The following is a 15,072-nucleotide window of genomic DNA, read 5'->3' on the forward strand; positions in this document are numbered from 1 at the left end:
CTCACTTCTCCCTGGTAGTGACGGCTGCGACGCCGGCAACGATCCGCCGCGCCGGCGCATCGGGATCGGGCCGCCAAAGCAGCGCGCGGCGGAGTGCGGTAAGGAAATCACGCTCGGTCTCCTTGCGCGGCCGAGCATCGGCGAACAGCGGCGAGGAACTGGCGATCACCACCGCCATCTCCGCACCGAACGGCGCCGAGGCCCGGAAGGTCGAACGACCTTCCGCACCATCGCCGAAGGCGAGGTCGCGGCGGGGAGAAAGCGTGCGGAGATTGGCGGGATCGGTCTGCACCAGATGCAGGACGGAGCCATCGGCCTGGATGTAGGCGACGTTGACGTAGCTCGGCCATGCCGGCGTAACGACTTTGATCGGCATGGCCTCGCCGGCCCGCCGCTCCGGCGCGCCCTCCGCGATCGAGACCGCAAGCTCGCCACCCCCGACCAGCCACGGATCGAGCGTCAGCAGCACCTCGCACTGCGGCCATTTGCGTACCGCCACCTCGATCGTGGCGCCCTGCGCAACCTTGCTCGTCCTGACCTTCTCCAGATCCTCCGGCGAGCCAACGAAGCCGCGCACGGTGCGCCGGTCGCCCGTCGAGGAAAGTTCGAGCTTCGCGCACGTCACCCCCACTTCGCCGGTGATATCCTGCGCGACCGGGACCGGCGGAGGGGCGGGCGCGGGCCCGGGAGGCGGCGTAACAGGAGGAGGCGTAATGCGAGGAGGCGTCACCAGCGGCATCGGACGCATGGAATAGACCCCGCCGACATCCTCCCGGAACGTGTCATAGCTGAGCCAGCCGCGCCCGCGATCGCCCCACCCTTCCCCCCAGGAGTTCTGTATGCGGAAAGCCTGGCGGGCTTCATCGTAGCCGATGATGACCATGGCATGTCGGCCGGTGTCGGCGGATTCCGCGCCCCGACGATAGACTCCACCGCGCCGATATTTGTGGAAGCTGAGGGCCAACGCCATGTCGAACACCAGCGGATGCCCGTCGCTCAGTTCCCCCTTGATAGTATCCAGCTGGCTTTTCGGAATGAATTTCCAGCTGTCGATCTTGAAGTCCAGCGGAGACTGTTCGGCGCTTGCCCGGGGATGAGGACAGGCGCGCTCGTCATAGGGCAGCTGCGACAGCGACAGGGAACCTCTCCGCAGGTCATCGAGCGCCTCGAATATCCGCATGCCGGTGTCGCAGTCCGTGGTGCCCTCACGCTTCAGCGCCCGGCCATAGATGTGGGCTGGACTGGGAATGTTCACCGGGTCGGTCAGGCGCCGGCCCTCAGCAAGGCCGACATAATAGGAGCGCGCCGCGTATCCCACCGCCCAACCTACGCAGGAACCCTGCCTACCCTGATTTCCCGGTGAGGGGAGGCGCGCCGAAAGATCAACGGCGGGTGGCAGAAAATTCCGGAACTTCACCGCCTGCGAGAAAGAGCTTGTAACTCTTTCATCCGCCATGACGGCGCCGGTCGAATATATCACATCCTGCGTATCTTCTTCATTTGCCCACGCCCCGCCCGCCGAGGCAAGAATGGAAAATATAAAACTTAAATGTATTTTCTTGATATTTATATATGTGAAAAATTTCGACATTTTAGCACAACCACTTATGTCAAACAATATTTACCGGAATTGATATATTTTACGCCCGTGCATTTTACCTAAATTTATTCAATTACAATCAACAATTGATACTTATATTTGTTCGATTTTAATTTACAGCATCCCGAAACAGCTTCACTCTTCATATATGTGTAGCAGTAATAAACTCGATTACTCAAACCTCTCACCCTGACACCCTCGCCGCCAATGCCCCGAAGGCGGCTAATTGAGGCCAAGGCTTATGCCGCAGGGCGTGGTAGAAGGTTCCTCATGAGCGCTATGGCCGCCTGTCGCTTTCAACGACAGTAGCCTGTGCACATTCAAACATCTCCTCGAAACCGTGCAAGCACAGCGTGCCAAAGGGGTGCGCGGGGCCGTGGTGATGTTCATCACGGTCGACACGCCCTCGCGGCACGGCGAAGCGCGCCCGGCCTCCCGACGCCTTCGCCTTCCGCAGAGGCATCGGCGGCTAATCAATGGGAAGCGCCTGCGCGTGCTTCACCTGGCTCAGCGCGAAGCTCGATTCGATGGAGGCGACGCCTTCCAGCCGGGTCAGCGTGCGCTTGAGGAAGGCTTCATAGGCCGGCAGGTCCTTCACCACGATGCGCAGCAGATAGTCGCGCTGCCCGGTCATCAGGTAGCATTCGACGATCTCCGGCCAGCGCGCGATGGCGCGGGCGAAGCGGTCGAGCTCGTCCTCGCGCTGACGCTCTAGCTTGATCGAGGCGAAGACGCTGACCGGCAGGCCGACCTTCTCCTGATCCACCACCGCGACATAGCGCCGGATGACGCCGGCCGCCTCCAGGTTGCGTACCCGCCGGGCGCAGGGCGAGGGCGACAGGCCGACAAGTTCGGCGAGGCGCTCCATCGTCATGTGCGCGTCCTGCTGGAGCGCGGCGAGGATCTTGCGGTCGATCTCGTCGATTTTCGCTTCTGGCATGAAACACCGCTTTGTCACACTAATTTGGCTGGACCAGCCAATCTACGCCCGCCATGCGATCAAGAATAGCTCCAAACGCTCCGTGAGCGTGTCTAGGCTTCCGCAATGGGCAAGCCCGGAGTGCCGACCATGGCCAGCATCGCCGAAAAGACCGCCGAAAGCCGTGCCGACGACATCGCCATTCTGGAAGATCTGGAGCGCAAGATCCTCTGGCTCGCCACATGGACCATCCACAACGCCAACCATGTGCGGCCGAACGCCGACGGGCTGAAGGTGGGCGGGCACCAGGCCTCCTCCGCCTCCATGGCGACGATCATGACGGCGCTCTACCTCAAGGCGCTGCGCCCCGAGGACCGGGTGGCGGTGAAGCCGCATGCGAGCCCGATCTTCCACGCCATCCAGTACCTGTTCGGCAACCAGACGCGCGCCAAGCTGGAGAATTTTCGCGGCTACAAGGGCGCGCAGTCCTATCCCTCCCGCACCAAGGACATCGACGACGTCGACTTCTCCACCGGATCGGTCGGCCTCGGCGTCGCGCAGACGCTGTTCGCCTCGCTGGTGCAGGATTATCTCCGCGCCAAGGGAATGTCAGGAACCGGTCTCGGCCACGGGCCGGAGGGCAAGATGGTCGCCCTCGTCGGCGACGCCGAGATGGACGAGGGCAACATCTTCGAGGCGCTGCTGGAAGGCTGGAAGCACGGCCTGCGCAACACCTGGTGGATCGTCGACTACAACCGCCAGAGCCTCGACGCCGTGGTGCGCGAGGGGCTGTGGGAACGGTTCGAATCCATCTTCCGCAGCTTCGGCTGGGATGTCGTGATCCTGAAATATGGCTGCCTCCAGCAGGCCGCCTTCGCCGAGCCGGGCGGGCAGGCGTTGAAGAACTGGATCGACACCTGCCCCAACCAGCTCTATTCGGCCCTCACCTTCCAGGGCGGCAAGGCGTGGCGCAAGCGGCTGATGGACGACATCGGCGATCAGGGCCCCGTCACGGCGCTTATCGAACGCCGCACCGACGAGGAACTGGCGGCCCTCATGGGCAATCTCGGCGGCCACGACCTGCCCTCGCTGGTCGACGCCTTCGAGGCGGCGCGTGGCCATGACCGCCCGGTCTGCTTCCTCGCCTACACCATCAAGGGGTTCGGCCTGCCGCTCGCCGGCCACAAGGACAACCATGCCGGGCTGATGACGCCGACGCAGGTGGAAAGCCTGCGGGCGCGCCACGGCGTGCGCCAGGGCCGCGAGTGGGACAAATTCGAGGGGCTGGCGACGCCGACGGCGACGCTGGAAGGCTTTCTCAAGGCCGTGCCCTTCATCGCGCGCGGCCCGCGCCGTTTCGATGCCCCGCGCATCCCGGTGCCGGCGGCGCTCGACGTGCCGCTGCAACCCGCCATGTCGACCCAGCAGGGCTTCGGCCTGCTGCTGAACGAGATCGGCAAGCGCGACGACGAGTTCGCCCGCCGCGTCGTCACCACCTCGCCCGACGTGACCGTCTCGACCAATCTCGGCGCCTGGGTCAACCGGCGCAAGCTGTTCGCCCGCGAGGAACTGGCCGACACCTTCAAGAAGGAGCGGATTCCCTCGACCTATAACTGGGAATTCGCCCCCAGCGGCCAGCATATGGAACTCGGCATCGCCGAGATGAACCTGTTCACCATGCTCTCGGCGCTTGGCCTGTCGCACTCCATCTTCGGCGAGCGGCTGCTGCCCATCGGCACGCTGTACGATCCCTTCATCGAGCGCGGGCTCGATGCGCTGAACTATGCCTGCTACCAGGACGCCCGCTTCATCCTCGCCGCCACGCCTTCCGGGGTGACGCTGGCGCCCGAAGGCGGCGCGCACCAGTCCATCGCTACGCCTTTGATCGGCATGGCGCAGGACGGGCTGGCGAGCTTCGAGCCGGCCTTTGTCGACGAACTCGCGGTCATCCTGCGCTTCGCCTTCGAGCACGCGCAGGCGGAGGATGGCGGCTCGGCCTATCTGCGCCTGTCCACCCGCACCATCGAGCAGCCGCGCCGGACCATCGACGCGGCGCTGGCGCAGGAGATCGTGCAGGGCGGCTACTGGCTGCGCCGGCCGGGACCGAACGCGCAGGTCGTCGTTGCCTATTCGGGCGCGCTGGCGCCCGAGGCGATCGAGGCGGTCGGACTGATCGCCGAGGACCGCCGCGATGTCGGCCTGCTCGCCGTCACCTCGGCCGACCGGCTGCATGCCGGCTGGACGGACGCCCAGCGCACCCGCGAGGCGGGCGAGTTCGACGCCCGCGCCCATGTCGAGACCCTTCTCGACGCGGTGCCGCCGGGATGCGCGCTCGTCACCGTGGTCGACGGCCATCCGGCGACGCTGGGCTGGCTCGGCTCGGTCGGCGGCCACCGCACCCGCGCGCTCGGCGTCGAGCATTTCGGCCAGACCGGCACGCTCGCTGATCTCTACCGCCATTTCGGCATCGACGCGCAGGGCATCGCCCGCGCGGCGCAGGCCATGGCGCCCGGCCGACCGATCCGCCATCTGCGCGCGGTCGGCTGAGTGACGTGCTCCCCTGAGTTCCTGCCACGGATAAGTTGGGTCCTTCGATCAGGAGAAGGACCATGCGGCGGAGCCGTTTCAGCGAGGAGCAGATCATCTCGGTTTTGAAGGAGCACGAGGCGGGGATGAAGACCGCCGACGTGTGCCGCAAGCACGGGATCTCGGACGCCACGCTCTACAAGTGGAAGGCGAAGTATGGGGGCATGACGGCCTCCGAGACGGCACGGCTTCGCACCCTCGAGGAGGAGAACCGGCGGCTGAAGAAGCTCTTGGCCGAGCAGATGCTCGACAATGCGGTGCTGAAGGATCTGCTGGGAAAAAACTGATCTCGCCTGCGACACGGTTCGCGACGGTGACCTCCTTAATGCCGAGATCAGCGAGAAGCAGGCCCGCTCGATCAAGTACCAGATCACCATTGCCAAGCTGCCGCTCGCCCGCGACATCGACGACTTCGTGTTCGACGACACCTCGATCAACGAGACCCTGGTGCGCGACCTCGCCTCCGGCAACTTCCTCGCCCATCAGCGCAACGCCGTGCTGATCGGCGGCACCGGGACCGGCAAGACCCATCTGGCCATCGCCATCGCCCGCGCCTGTATCCGGGCCGGTGCTCGCGGCCGCTTCTTCAACGTCGTGGATCTCGTCAACAAGCTCGAAGCGGAAACCCGCGCCGGGCGCCAGGGCCGCATGGCCGACTATCTCGGCCGCATGGACTTCATCGTGCTCGATGAGCTCGGGTACCTGCCCATCGCTCAGTCCGGCGGCCAGCTCCTGTTCCACCTCATCAGCCGGCTCTACGAACAGACCTCGGTCATCGTCACCACCAACCTCGCCTTCGGCGAATGGCCGTCAGTGTTCGGCGACGCCAAGATGACCACGGCTCTCCTCGACCGCCTCACCCATCACTGCGACATCATCGAGACCGGCAACCAGAGCTGGCGCTTCAAGAACAGGATCTGACCTCGGCCAACGCTCCTTCCCGGGGTCCCTTTTGCGCGCCGATCAAAGGTCCCGTTTCAATGCTGTTTGACACGCAACACCCGCGTCGTCGATGTCATCGCCGAATTGCAGGATTACGGTATCACCGTTGATGTTCATGATCCCTGGGTCGATGCCGCCGAGGCGCAGAACGAATACGGCATCACGCCAATTGAAAAGCCCGAGGATGGCGCCTACGACGGTGTCATCTTGGCCGTCGCACACCAGCAATTCGCGCAGATGGGCTCCGCGGAGCTTCGCCGCTTTGGTAAGCCCGACAGCGTGCTCTACGACCTGAAATACGTTCTGTCCGTTTCCGAGCGTGATTTGCGGCTTTGAGAGGATGAGTTGAATGAAGAATTTCGCACTCGTCGGCGCTGCGGGCTACATAGCGCCGCGCCACATGGCCGCGATCAAGGCGACCGGCAACAGGCTGGTTGCCGCGTATGATCCTTTCGACTCGGTCGGTGTGATCGACAGCCACTTCCCCGATGCCTATTTCTTTACCGAGTTCGAGCGTTTCGACCGGCATATCGACAAGCTGCGCCGCCAGCAATCGCCCGAGGCAGTGGATTACACTAGCATCTGTTCGCCGAACTACCTGCATGACAGCCACATCCGGTTTGCACTGCGCTCGGGCTCGGATGTGATCTGCGAAAAGCCGCTGGTGGTGAACCCGTGGAATCTCGACGCGATCGCCGAGATTGAGCGCGAGACCGGACGTCGGGTCAGCTCGATCCTGCAGCTGCGCCTGCATCCGGCGATCATCGCGCTGCGCGGAAAGGTCCTAGCCGAAAAGCGCGATACCAAGCACGAGGTGGACCTGACCTATGTCACTTCGCGCGGGCGTTGGTACATGCAAAGCTGGAAGGGCGTCGAGCAAAAGTCGGGCGGCATCATCGCCAATATCGGTGTGCATTTCTTTGACATGCTGCATTTCATGTTCGGCAAAGTTCAGGAGTCTTGGGTGCACTTGCGTGGCGACACGCGTGCTGCCGGGTATCTGGAATTCGAACGCGCGCGGGTCCGATGGTTCCTGTCGGTAGAACTCGAGGATGTCCCGGCCGCGATCCGCGAAACCGGACAACGCACATATCGCTCGATCTTGATCGACGGCGAGGAATTCGAATTCTCTGGTGGGTTCACAGATCTGCACCAGCGTTCGTATGAAGAGATCCTCGCCGGGCGCGGCTTCGGTATCGACGACAACCGCGAGGCGATAAACACCGTCGCCGGGATGCGGCGTTGCGAGTTGTGCGCGGCAGGCGAAAATCACCCATTTGTTGCACAGGTCTCGGCATGACAAAGCAAATTCATCCCAGCGCTATTGTCGATGAAGGCGCGCAGATCGGCGACGACAGCCGGGTTTGGCATTTTGTCCATGTCTGTGCCGGGGCGCGGATCGGACAGGGGGTCTCGCTGGGCCAGAATGTATTCATCGGCAACAAGGCCGTGATAGGCAATCGCTGCAAAGTGCAGAACAACGTCTCGATCTACGACAACGTAACGTTGGAAGAGGGCGTGTTTTGCGGGCCATCCATGGTCTTCACCAATGTCTACAACCCGCGCGCCCTGATCGCGCGCAAGGACCAATACCGCGATACGCTTGTGAAGCGTGGCGCCACCCTCGGGGCGAATAGCACCGTAGTGTGCGGCACCACCATTGGGGCTTTCGCCTTCATTGGCGCGGGCGCGGTCGTCAACAAGGACGTGCCTGATTTTGCACTGATGGTCGGCGTGCCTGCGCGCCAGATTGGCTGGATGAGCGCGTACGGCGAACAGATCGACCTGCCGCTCAATGGCGAGGGCGTCTACACCTGCCCCCATACCGGCGACCGCTACCGGCTCTCCGGCGGCGCCATGACGAGAGAAGTAAACGCATGATTCCGTTCATCGACCTTGCCGCCCAGCAGGACCGCCTGCGCACCGAAATCGAGGCCGGCATCGCCCGGGTACTGGCCCATGGCCAATACATCCTCGGACCGGAGGTAGGCGAGCTAGAAGAGCGCCTCGCCGCTTATACCGGGGCCGAATTCTGCATCACCTGCGCCAACGGCACCGACGCGTTGCAGATCGCGCTAATGGCACTTGGCGTCGGCCCCGGAGACGAGGTCATCACCCCGGGCTTCACCTATATCGCCACCGCCGAAGCTGCCGCGGTTCTAGGGGCGAAGGTGGTCTATGCCGACATTGACCCGGCGAGCTACCACCTCGATCCCGCGTCGCTAGAAGCCGCGATCACGCCGCGCACAAAAGCAATTCTCCCGGTCTCGCTCTACGGCCACCCCGCCGACTACGACGCGATCAACGCCATAGCCGCGCGCCACGACCTCGCGGTGATCGAAGACGCCGCGCAAAGCTTCGGCGCGAGCTACCGGGGCCGAAAATCCTGTAACCTTACCACCATTGCCACCACCTCGTTCTTCCCCTCGAAGCCCTTAGGGTGCTATGGTGACGGTGGCGCGGTCTTCACCTCCGACCCTAAGCTCGCCACGGCCATCCGCCAAGTCGCCCGCCACGGCCAAGAAAAGCACTACTACCACGCCCGCGTCGGCATCAACTCGCGCCTTGACACACTGCAGGCCGCGATCTTGCTGCCGAAACTCGCCATTCTCGACGACGAGATTGCCGCCCGCCAGGCCATCGCCGTACGCTACACTGCGGCTCTTGCGCGTTTCTCCCCGCCGGTCGTCGCTCCCGAGGCCACCAGCGCCTGGGCGCAATACACCATTCGGTTACGGAACCGCAACGCGGTGCAGGCCGCGCTCAAGGACGCCGGCGTGCCTACCGCCGTGCACTATCCGCTGCCGCTCAACCGCCAGCCCGCTGTGGCCGATCCCGCGGCGGATTTGCCCCATTCCGACAAGGCGGCCGAAGAGGTGATAAGCCTGCCGATGCACCCTTACATGTCGGCCGAAACCCAAGACGAGATCGTCGCGGCCTTCGACGCCGCCGTGCAGGCCTGAGCGACCAGCGATGACCGCCCATCCGGAGACTCACGACCGCCGCCCCGCCGCCGGACCGGTTCCTTCGGGCCGCGTCGGGCATGCGCATGCCGTACGCGGCACGAGGTGAAGAGATGACCGCGCGGCGCCGCAAGTCCTGGCCGCAACCGACCCCCAAGGGCGCCCGCGTCCTCTCCGCTTTCGCTCGGCGCCTCGCCATCAGTGGCGTCTCAGCGCTGGTCGTCGCGGGGGTCGCAGCGCAAGCGGTGAACCTTCTCGCCTATCCGGCGCTGACCCATTTCTATACCCCTGCGGACTTCGGCCTGTTCAGCGTCATCACCTCGGTGTCGACCTTCGCCGGGGCCATCGTGCTCCTCAGGCTCGAAACGCTATACCAGATCGCGCCCGCCGACGAGGAAGAGGGGCTCCTGACCGCCGCTGTCCTTGTGGCGCTGGCTATGACTGTGCTCACTTTCCTCGTCGCGCTATTCTTCGGCGGCATGCTGATCGCCCAGGTCAGCTACGGCTTCGAAGGCTCCAATTGGCACTGGAGTTATGCGCTCCTGATCGCCGGGCTTGCTGCGGCCAACGGAATCCTGTCGCTCGCGCGCGAGTACGGCGCCAAGGCCGGGCGCTACAAACGCCTCGCCGCCGCCCAAGTCGCGCGCACCGTGCTCACCATCGGCGCGCAACTCGGCCTCGTCTTCGTGCTGACTACAGCCACATCTTCGGCGCTGATGGCGGGCTTCAGCCTTGGGCTTGTCATCTCCACTCTGATGATCTGGCCGATCCGCGCCCGCACCCTCCAGACCCTCGTCGAAACCCCGCGCCATGCGCTCGCCACCACTCGCCGCTTGCTCGCGCAGTATGCCACCTATGTCCGCATCGACGTGGTCAATGTGCTGGTCCGCCTGTCGAGCCTCATCGCCTACCCGATCTTCGTGCTCGCAAGTTTCGGGGTCGCCGAGACCGGCCTCTACGCCGTCGCCAGCCGGATCACCTTCATTCCCATCGACGTGCTGGCCGCCTCGATCTCGACGGTGTTTTTCCAGAAGTTCGCGGCCGCCGTGCGCGACGGAGCAGGGACCGCGCGGCTCTACCTCGTCGCCCTCGCCGGGGCGGCCGCCATCGCCGTCGCCATCGCCGCGGCGCTGGCGCTGGTGGCGGGGCCGCTGGTCGACCTCGTTTTCGGCGACGGCTGGGCGCGGACCGCGGTCATCATCCTCTACCTCCTGCCCACCTTCCTTTCGCGTTTCGTCATTACCTGCATCGGGTCCGCGCCGCTGGCGCTGAAGCGCCCCGGGATCTTGTTGTGGTGGAACATCGTCCAGTTGGCGATCATCGCGGGTACCCTCGTCGCCACCCGCCACCAATCGCTCGAGCTTTTTCTGCTCTGTTCAGGGCTTGCCCTACTCGCCGCTAGCGCGGTCTACGCGGGCGTGCTCCATGTCACCATTTCCCGCCGCCCGCCGGTTTATTCCCATACCGAGGCAAGCTGAATGCAGTCCCTGGTCCGCAAGCTCTGGTTCCGTGCCTACCTCGCCGCGTCCCGGTTCGACGGGCGGCCGATGCGGGCCCTGCGCAAACGCGCCCTCGAAGGCGCGACGGGCCGCAAGGCCCCGGGGCTCTTCGTCGACCCCACCGTCCGGATCACCGGGGTCGACACCCTCACGTTCGGAAGCAACGTCTCGCTCCACTACTGGAGCTACATTGGCGCCGAGGGTGGGCTCAGCATCGGCAACAATGTCGCCATTGGCCATTTCGCCAACATCCTCACCACCGACCACCAATTCACCGACACGACCCGCCCGATCAAGGACCAACCGCTGCTCCACCGCCCGGTCACCATCGGCGACGACGTCTGGATAGGGTCGAACGTGACCATCCTCGCCGGGGTAGAGATAGGCCCGCGCACGGTGATTGCGGCGGGCGCGGTGGTGAAGCACTCCTTCCCCGAAGGCCATGTCGTGATCGGCGGTGTGCCCGCGCGAGTGCTGAAAACCCTCTGATCGGGCGCCGAGCAGGGTCCGACTTACGAACGAAGAACAAGGAGAACGAACGTGACGAACTCCGACAACGGCCCCGAGATGCTCAAGGGCCGCAAGATGCTGGTCACCGGAGCCGCAGGCTTCATCGGCTCGCATATCTGCGAAGGGCTTCTCGCACTCGGCGCAAAGGTAGTGGCTCTCGACGACATGTCGGCCGGACGACAGGCTAATATAGGCATCTTCGAAGACAACCGCAATTACACCTTCGTCAAGGGCAGCGTCACCGACACCGACGACAAGATGCACGAGATCTTCGACGGGCTCGACACGGTGTTCCACAACGCCGCCTCGAAGAAGAACATTTGCCTGCACGACCCCCAGCGCGATCTCGAGATCAACGCCGGCGGGCCGCTCAACCTGTTAATGCTGGCCAAGGAATACGGCACCCGCAAATTCGTCCACGCTTCGACCGGTTCGATCTACGGCGAACCTTCGGTATTCCCCACCGACGAAAACCACCCATTCCGGCCTGTCTCCTACTACGGCGTGTCGAAGCTTGCTGGCGAGCGCTACGTCGATACCTTCCACCAGCTCTACGACATGGACACCACCATCCTGCGCTACTTCCACGTCTACGGACCGCGCCAGGAATCGAACGAGTTTGGCGGCGTGGTGTCGATTTTCATGCGCAAGATCGCCGAGGGCAAAAGCCCCGTCGTTTTCGGCCACGGCGAGCAAGTGCGCTCGTTCACCTACGTCAAGGACCTAGTCGAGGTGAACGTACGGGCCGCCACCACCCCCGCGGCCAAGGGTCAAGCTTACAATGCCGCGTCCGGCATCCGGGTCACGATCAACGACCTTGCCAACAATATGCTGAAATTCACCAACCGCAACGACATTTCAGTCGAGCACGGCCCGCCTTTGGTCGGCGACATCATGAATTTCGATATCGACAATACCAAGGTGCGAACTGACCTCGGTATCAACTTCAACCTCGATTTCTGGGGCACGCTTGAAGCGTCGCTCTCAGACATCGCCGGTTTCCTGAAGCTCGACAGATGAAGCGAAACCGATGCGCCGACTGATGTTCATCGACAGCTCTTACACCCTCTCGGAGATCCGCGAGCGTGATCTTAGCCACGTCTTGAACATACGCCTTCTCGACGGCTACTGGGATCGGGTCATCTCGGCCCACCCGCTTGACATGCGCAGTACTGGAGCAGGGGCCGAGGCACGGATCGGCCCCACCGTGGTCGAAGAGATCGACCCCCACCACAGCTTCGTGCGCGGCCGCTTCGGGCGCTACGCCGGGCTAAAGCGCCTGTCCGCCCTCAACGCATTCCTCGCCCTCTTCGGCTTCTGGCGTACCTTGGTGCGGCTGGCGAAACGAGAAGGGGTCGATGCCGTGCGTGCCGGTGACCCACTACTCTGCGGCCTCATCGGCCTGTGCGTCGCGCGCGCCACCGGGGCGAAGTTCGTAGTGCGGATCCCGGCCAACAACCGGATGATCCGCGCCTCCACCGGCGAACCTATGCAACCGCGCTTCACCCGCTCGATCCGGGTCGAGGAACGGCTCGAACACCTGGTGATCTCGCGCGCCGATGTCGTCATCGCACCCAGCTCCGACTACGCCGATTTCGCCGTCTCCAACGGCGCGAAACCCGGGGCGATCCACCTCGTGCGCTACGGTGCGATGATCGACCCGCGTCACCTAATCCCGGCTGCAGACCGACCCCCACCACAGGTGCCGGGGCTCGAAGTTCGTCTCGCCGAACGCCCTTGGATGCTGCACGTAGGCCGTCTTGACAGGATCAAGCACATCGAGGATTGCTTCGACGTCCTGGAAACCCTCGCGGGTGACGGCTCCGAAGCCGGGCTCATGCTCGTGGGCGACGGGCCGATGCGCGCAGCGCTCGAAGCCCGCAGCGAAAAGGCTGGGCTCGCAAACCGTACCCTCTTTCTTGGCAACTTAGCGCAAGACCAGCTGTTCGCGCTTCTTCCCACGGCCACCGTCGTTCTCTCACCGCTCACCGGCCGGGCGCTGGCCGAGGCCGCCTATGCCGCCTGCCCGATCGTCGCCTATGACCTCGACTGGCAGGGCGATCTCATCCTCGACGGAGAGACCGGCGTGCTCGTTCCCGCCCGCGACAGCGCGGCGATGGCGGCAGGAGCCGCGCGCCTCCTCGATGACCCCGACCACGCCCGGGCAATGGGCGCGGCGGTCCGCGCACTGGCCATCGACATGCTCTCGCCCGAAGCCGCCTACCGAACCGAACGCGCCGCCTACGATGCGCTGGGGATTGCGCCATGAGGGCCCTCATCAACGCCAGCAGCTTCGGCGACCGCCCCTCCGGCGCGCGCAGCCGGTTTGAATCGCTTTATCCGCGGCTTTTCCGCGCCATGCCCGAAGCGACCTTCACGCTGATCGTGAGCGCTGACTACAGCCTGCCTGAGGAGATGCGCGCGCTCGGCAACCTTCGTATTCTCCGCCTGCCGTTCCGCAGCGCCAATCGCTTGCTTAGGCGGGCGTTTTTTGCGCTCCTGCCGCTCGCCGCACCCGTAGTGCGCCGCTTCGACCTCATCGAGGACCTGTCCCAACCGCCGTCACTCCTGCGCGCACGGCGGCGGCTCCTGACAGTGCACGACATTCGACGCCTCGAGATCTCGACGGGCGTCGCTTCGCGCGTGGCCTACCGGCTGTCGCTCTGGCTCAGCGAACGCCTGGGCTACGATGTCGTCACCGTTTCGCAAGGTATGGCGCGACAGCTTGCGGGCTACTACCCGGTCGACCGGATCTACGTGATAGAGAACAGCATGCCTGCGCTTTTCCTCGACCGTTCCGCCGGTCGGGACCGTGCGGCACGGCGACACGACGCCGAGGAGCCCTTTGTCCTGGCGGTCGGTCACTTCGAGGCCCGCAAGAACTACCTCCGCCTAGTCGAAGCCTTTGACGGGATCTGCAAGGGCCGTGACGGGCTGCGCCTGGTGATCGTGGGCAAAGACAATGGCGCCAAATCCGCGCTCGAGGCAGACATCGCCATCCGCGGCATCGGCGACCGCGTCGAGCTGCTCAGCGACATATCCGATGACGCCCTGCTTACGCTCTACAGATCAGCCGAGGCGCTGGTGTTCCCCTCCTTCTACGAGGGCTTCGGCATCCCGCTGCTCGAAGCGATGGCCACCGCCTGCCCGATGGCGATCAGCGACATCGCGGTGTTCCGCGAGATCGCCGGAGAGGCGGCGCTCTATTTCGATCCGCACGACGCCGAGGCGATCCGGGGCGCTATCGAACGCCTGCTCGACACCGGGCGGCTGGGCGAAGACCTCGCCCACCAAGGCAAGGCGCGGATCGCGCACTTCCTGCCCGACGTGCTTGCCGGCAAGCTGGCAGCCCTCTACAGCGGGGAGCATCCCGCGTGACCGCAAGCCCCCACGCCTCATCCGCCCCACGGCTTTGACCACCGTCCAGGGAGACTCCCCATGACCAAAGACCGGATCGCAAGCTGGGAAGACCTCAAAGTCTATGTTGCCGCCGACCTCGCCAGCATCGGCAAGCCGCTCAGTTTCAAATCCTGGATCATGGACCCCACGTTACGCCTCACCGTCGTGATGCGGCTCCTAGAATACCTAACCAACACGCGAAAAACCGCGCTCCTACGCCTGCCGGTGCTGATCTGGTTTCGCCGCCTCCAAGTGAAGCTCGGGTTTTCCATCGGCCCAAATATCTTCGGCCCCGGCGTCGCCATTGTTCATCACGGGCTGCTCATCATCGACCCGACCACGCGGATCGGCAGGAATTGCCGCATCCACCAGGGCGTGCATATCGGCGGGGCGGCGGTCTTCGTCGATCCTGCGAGAGCTGCGGAGTACTCGCCCCGGATTGGCGACAACGTCTATATCGGGCCGGGGGCCAAGATCTACGGGCCGATCCGTATCGGGTCGAACTGCACCATCGGCGCCAACGCGGTAGTGACCGAGGATTTCGACGGCGATGGGCTGCTGATCGCCGGGGTGCCTGCGAAGGTGCTGGCGACCAGCGAGACCGGCGAGCGGGCGCAGCGAGGGGCGGGGCAGGACGGCGCATGAGGGCAAGAG

13 protein-coding genes and 2 pseudogenes are annotated in these 15,072 nt (G+C 64.3%); 13 read left to right on the forward strand and 2 right to left on the reverse strand.

Annotated features, from left to right (window positions below; all coding sequences use genetic code 11):
- Window position 1 precedes the first annotated feature (1 nt).
- Together GBB76_RS09895 and GBB76_RS09900 are read right to left on the reverse strand one after the other, a co-directional pair.
- A complete protein-coding gene (locus GBB76_RS09895) occupies window positions 2-1,591 on the reverse strand; it encodes a C1 family peptidase (protein WP_152303156.1) in 1,590 nt (529 codons plus the stop codon).
- A 478-nt stretch (window positions 1,592-2,069) separates the two neighbouring features.
- Window positions 2,070-2,540: an Lrp/AsnC family transcriptional regulator gene (locus tag GBB76_RS09900; protein ID WP_152303157.1), complete on the reverse strand. Its 471-nt coding sequence runs from the start codon at window positions 2,538-2,540 to the stop codon at window positions 2,070-2,072.
- A 129-nt stretch (window positions 2,541-2,669) separates the two neighbouring features.
- Here GBB76_RS09900 and GBB76_RS09905 point away from each other — a divergent pair, with 129 nt between their 5' ends.
- The 13 genes and pseudogenes from GBB76_RS09905 to GBB76_RS09965 all read left to right on the forward strand — a co-directional run bounded on the left by GBB76_RS09905 (window position 2,670) and on the right by GBB76_RS09965 (window position 15,063).
- Window positions 2,670-5,066, forward strand: a complete 2,397-nt coding sequence (locus tag GBB76_RS09905; protein WP_152303158.1) for a transketolase — start codon at window positions 2,670-2,672, stop codon at window positions 5,064-5,066.
- 62 nt (window positions 5,067-5,128) lie between these two features.
- Window positions 5,129-5,409: pseudogene (locus GBB76_RS09910) on the forward strand (transposase); the annotation flags it as partial.
- A gap of 8 nt (window positions 5,410-5,417) precedes the next feature.
- Window positions 5,418-6,026, forward strand: a pseudogene (gene istB, locus GBB76_RS09915) (IS21-like element helper ATPase IstB); the annotation flags it as partial.
- A 66-nt stretch (window positions 6,027-6,092) separates the two neighbouring features.
- Window positions 6,093-6,383: a UDP binding domain-containing protein gene (locus tag GBB76_RS09920; RefSeq protein ID WP_152303161.1), complete on the forward strand. Its 291-nt coding sequence runs from the start codon at window positions 6,093-6,095 to the stop codon at window positions 6,381-6,383.
- A gap of 13 nt (window positions 6,384-6,396) precedes the next feature.
- Window positions 6,397-7,347, forward strand: coding sequence for a Gfo/Idh/MocA family oxidoreductase (locus GBB76_RS09925; protein ID WP_152303162.1), 951 nt, complete (start codon window positions 6,397-6,399; stop codon window positions 7,345-7,347).
- Window positions 7,344-7,928, forward strand: coding sequence for an acyltransferase (locus GBB76_RS09930; protein WP_152303163.1), 585 nt, complete (start codon window positions 7,344-7,346; stop codon window positions 7,926-7,928). The genes GBB76_RS09925 and GBB76_RS09930 overlap by 4 nt, the downstream gene beginning before the upstream one ends.
- On the forward strand, window positions 7,925-9,010 hold the full coding sequence (locus GBB76_RS09935) for a DegT/DnrJ/EryC1/StrS aminotransferase family protein (RefSeq protein ID WP_152303164.1): 1,086 nt from the start codon (window positions 7,925-7,927) through the stop codon (window positions 9,008-9,010). The genes GBB76_RS09930 and GBB76_RS09935 overlap by 4 nt, the downstream gene beginning before the upstream one ends.
- A gap of 113 nt (window positions 9,011-9,123) precedes the next feature.
- Window positions 9,124-10,488, forward strand: coding sequence for a lipopolysaccharide biosynthesis protein (locus tag GBB76_RS09940; RefSeq protein WP_162375548.1), 1,365 nt, complete (start codon window positions 9,124-9,126; stop codon window positions 10,486-10,488).
- Entirely contained in the window at window positions 10,489-10,998 is a 510-nt protein-coding gene (locus GBB76_RS18745) for an acyltransferase (RefSeq protein ID WP_202911066.1), read from the forward strand.
- A 51-nt stretch (window positions 10,999-11,049) separates the two neighbouring features.
- Window positions 11,050-12,039, forward strand: coding sequence for an SDR family NAD(P)-dependent oxidoreductase (locus GBB76_RS09950; protein ID WP_152303166.1), 990 nt, complete (start codon window positions 11,050-11,052; stop codon window positions 12,037-12,039).
- 22 nt (window positions 12,040-12,061) lie between these two features.
- Window positions 12,062-13,288, forward strand: a complete 1,227-nt coding sequence (locus tag GBB76_RS09955; RefSeq protein ID WP_162375550.1) for a glycosyltransferase — start codon at window positions 12,062-12,064, stop codon at window positions 13,286-13,288.
- A complete protein-coding gene (locus GBB76_RS09960) occupies window positions 13,285-14,397 on the forward strand; it encodes a glycosyltransferase family 1 protein (RefSeq protein WP_152303168.1) in 1,113 nt (370 codons plus the stop codon). Before GBB76_RS09955 ends, GBB76_RS09960 begins: the two co-directional genes overlap by 4 nt.
- 60 nt (window positions 14,398-14,457) lie before the next feature.
- Entirely contained in the window at window positions 14,458-15,063 is a 606-nt protein-coding gene (locus GBB76_RS09965; protein ID WP_152303169.1) for a serine O-acetyltransferase, read from the forward strand.
- The last annotated feature ends 9 nt before the right edge of the window (window positions 15,064-15,072 follow it).

The sequence above is a fragment of the Ancylobacter sp. TS-1 genome, from assembly GCF_009223885.1.
Classification (GTDB): domain Bacteria; phylum Pseudomonadota; class Alphaproteobacteria; order Rhizobiales; family Xanthobacteraceae; genus Ancylobacter.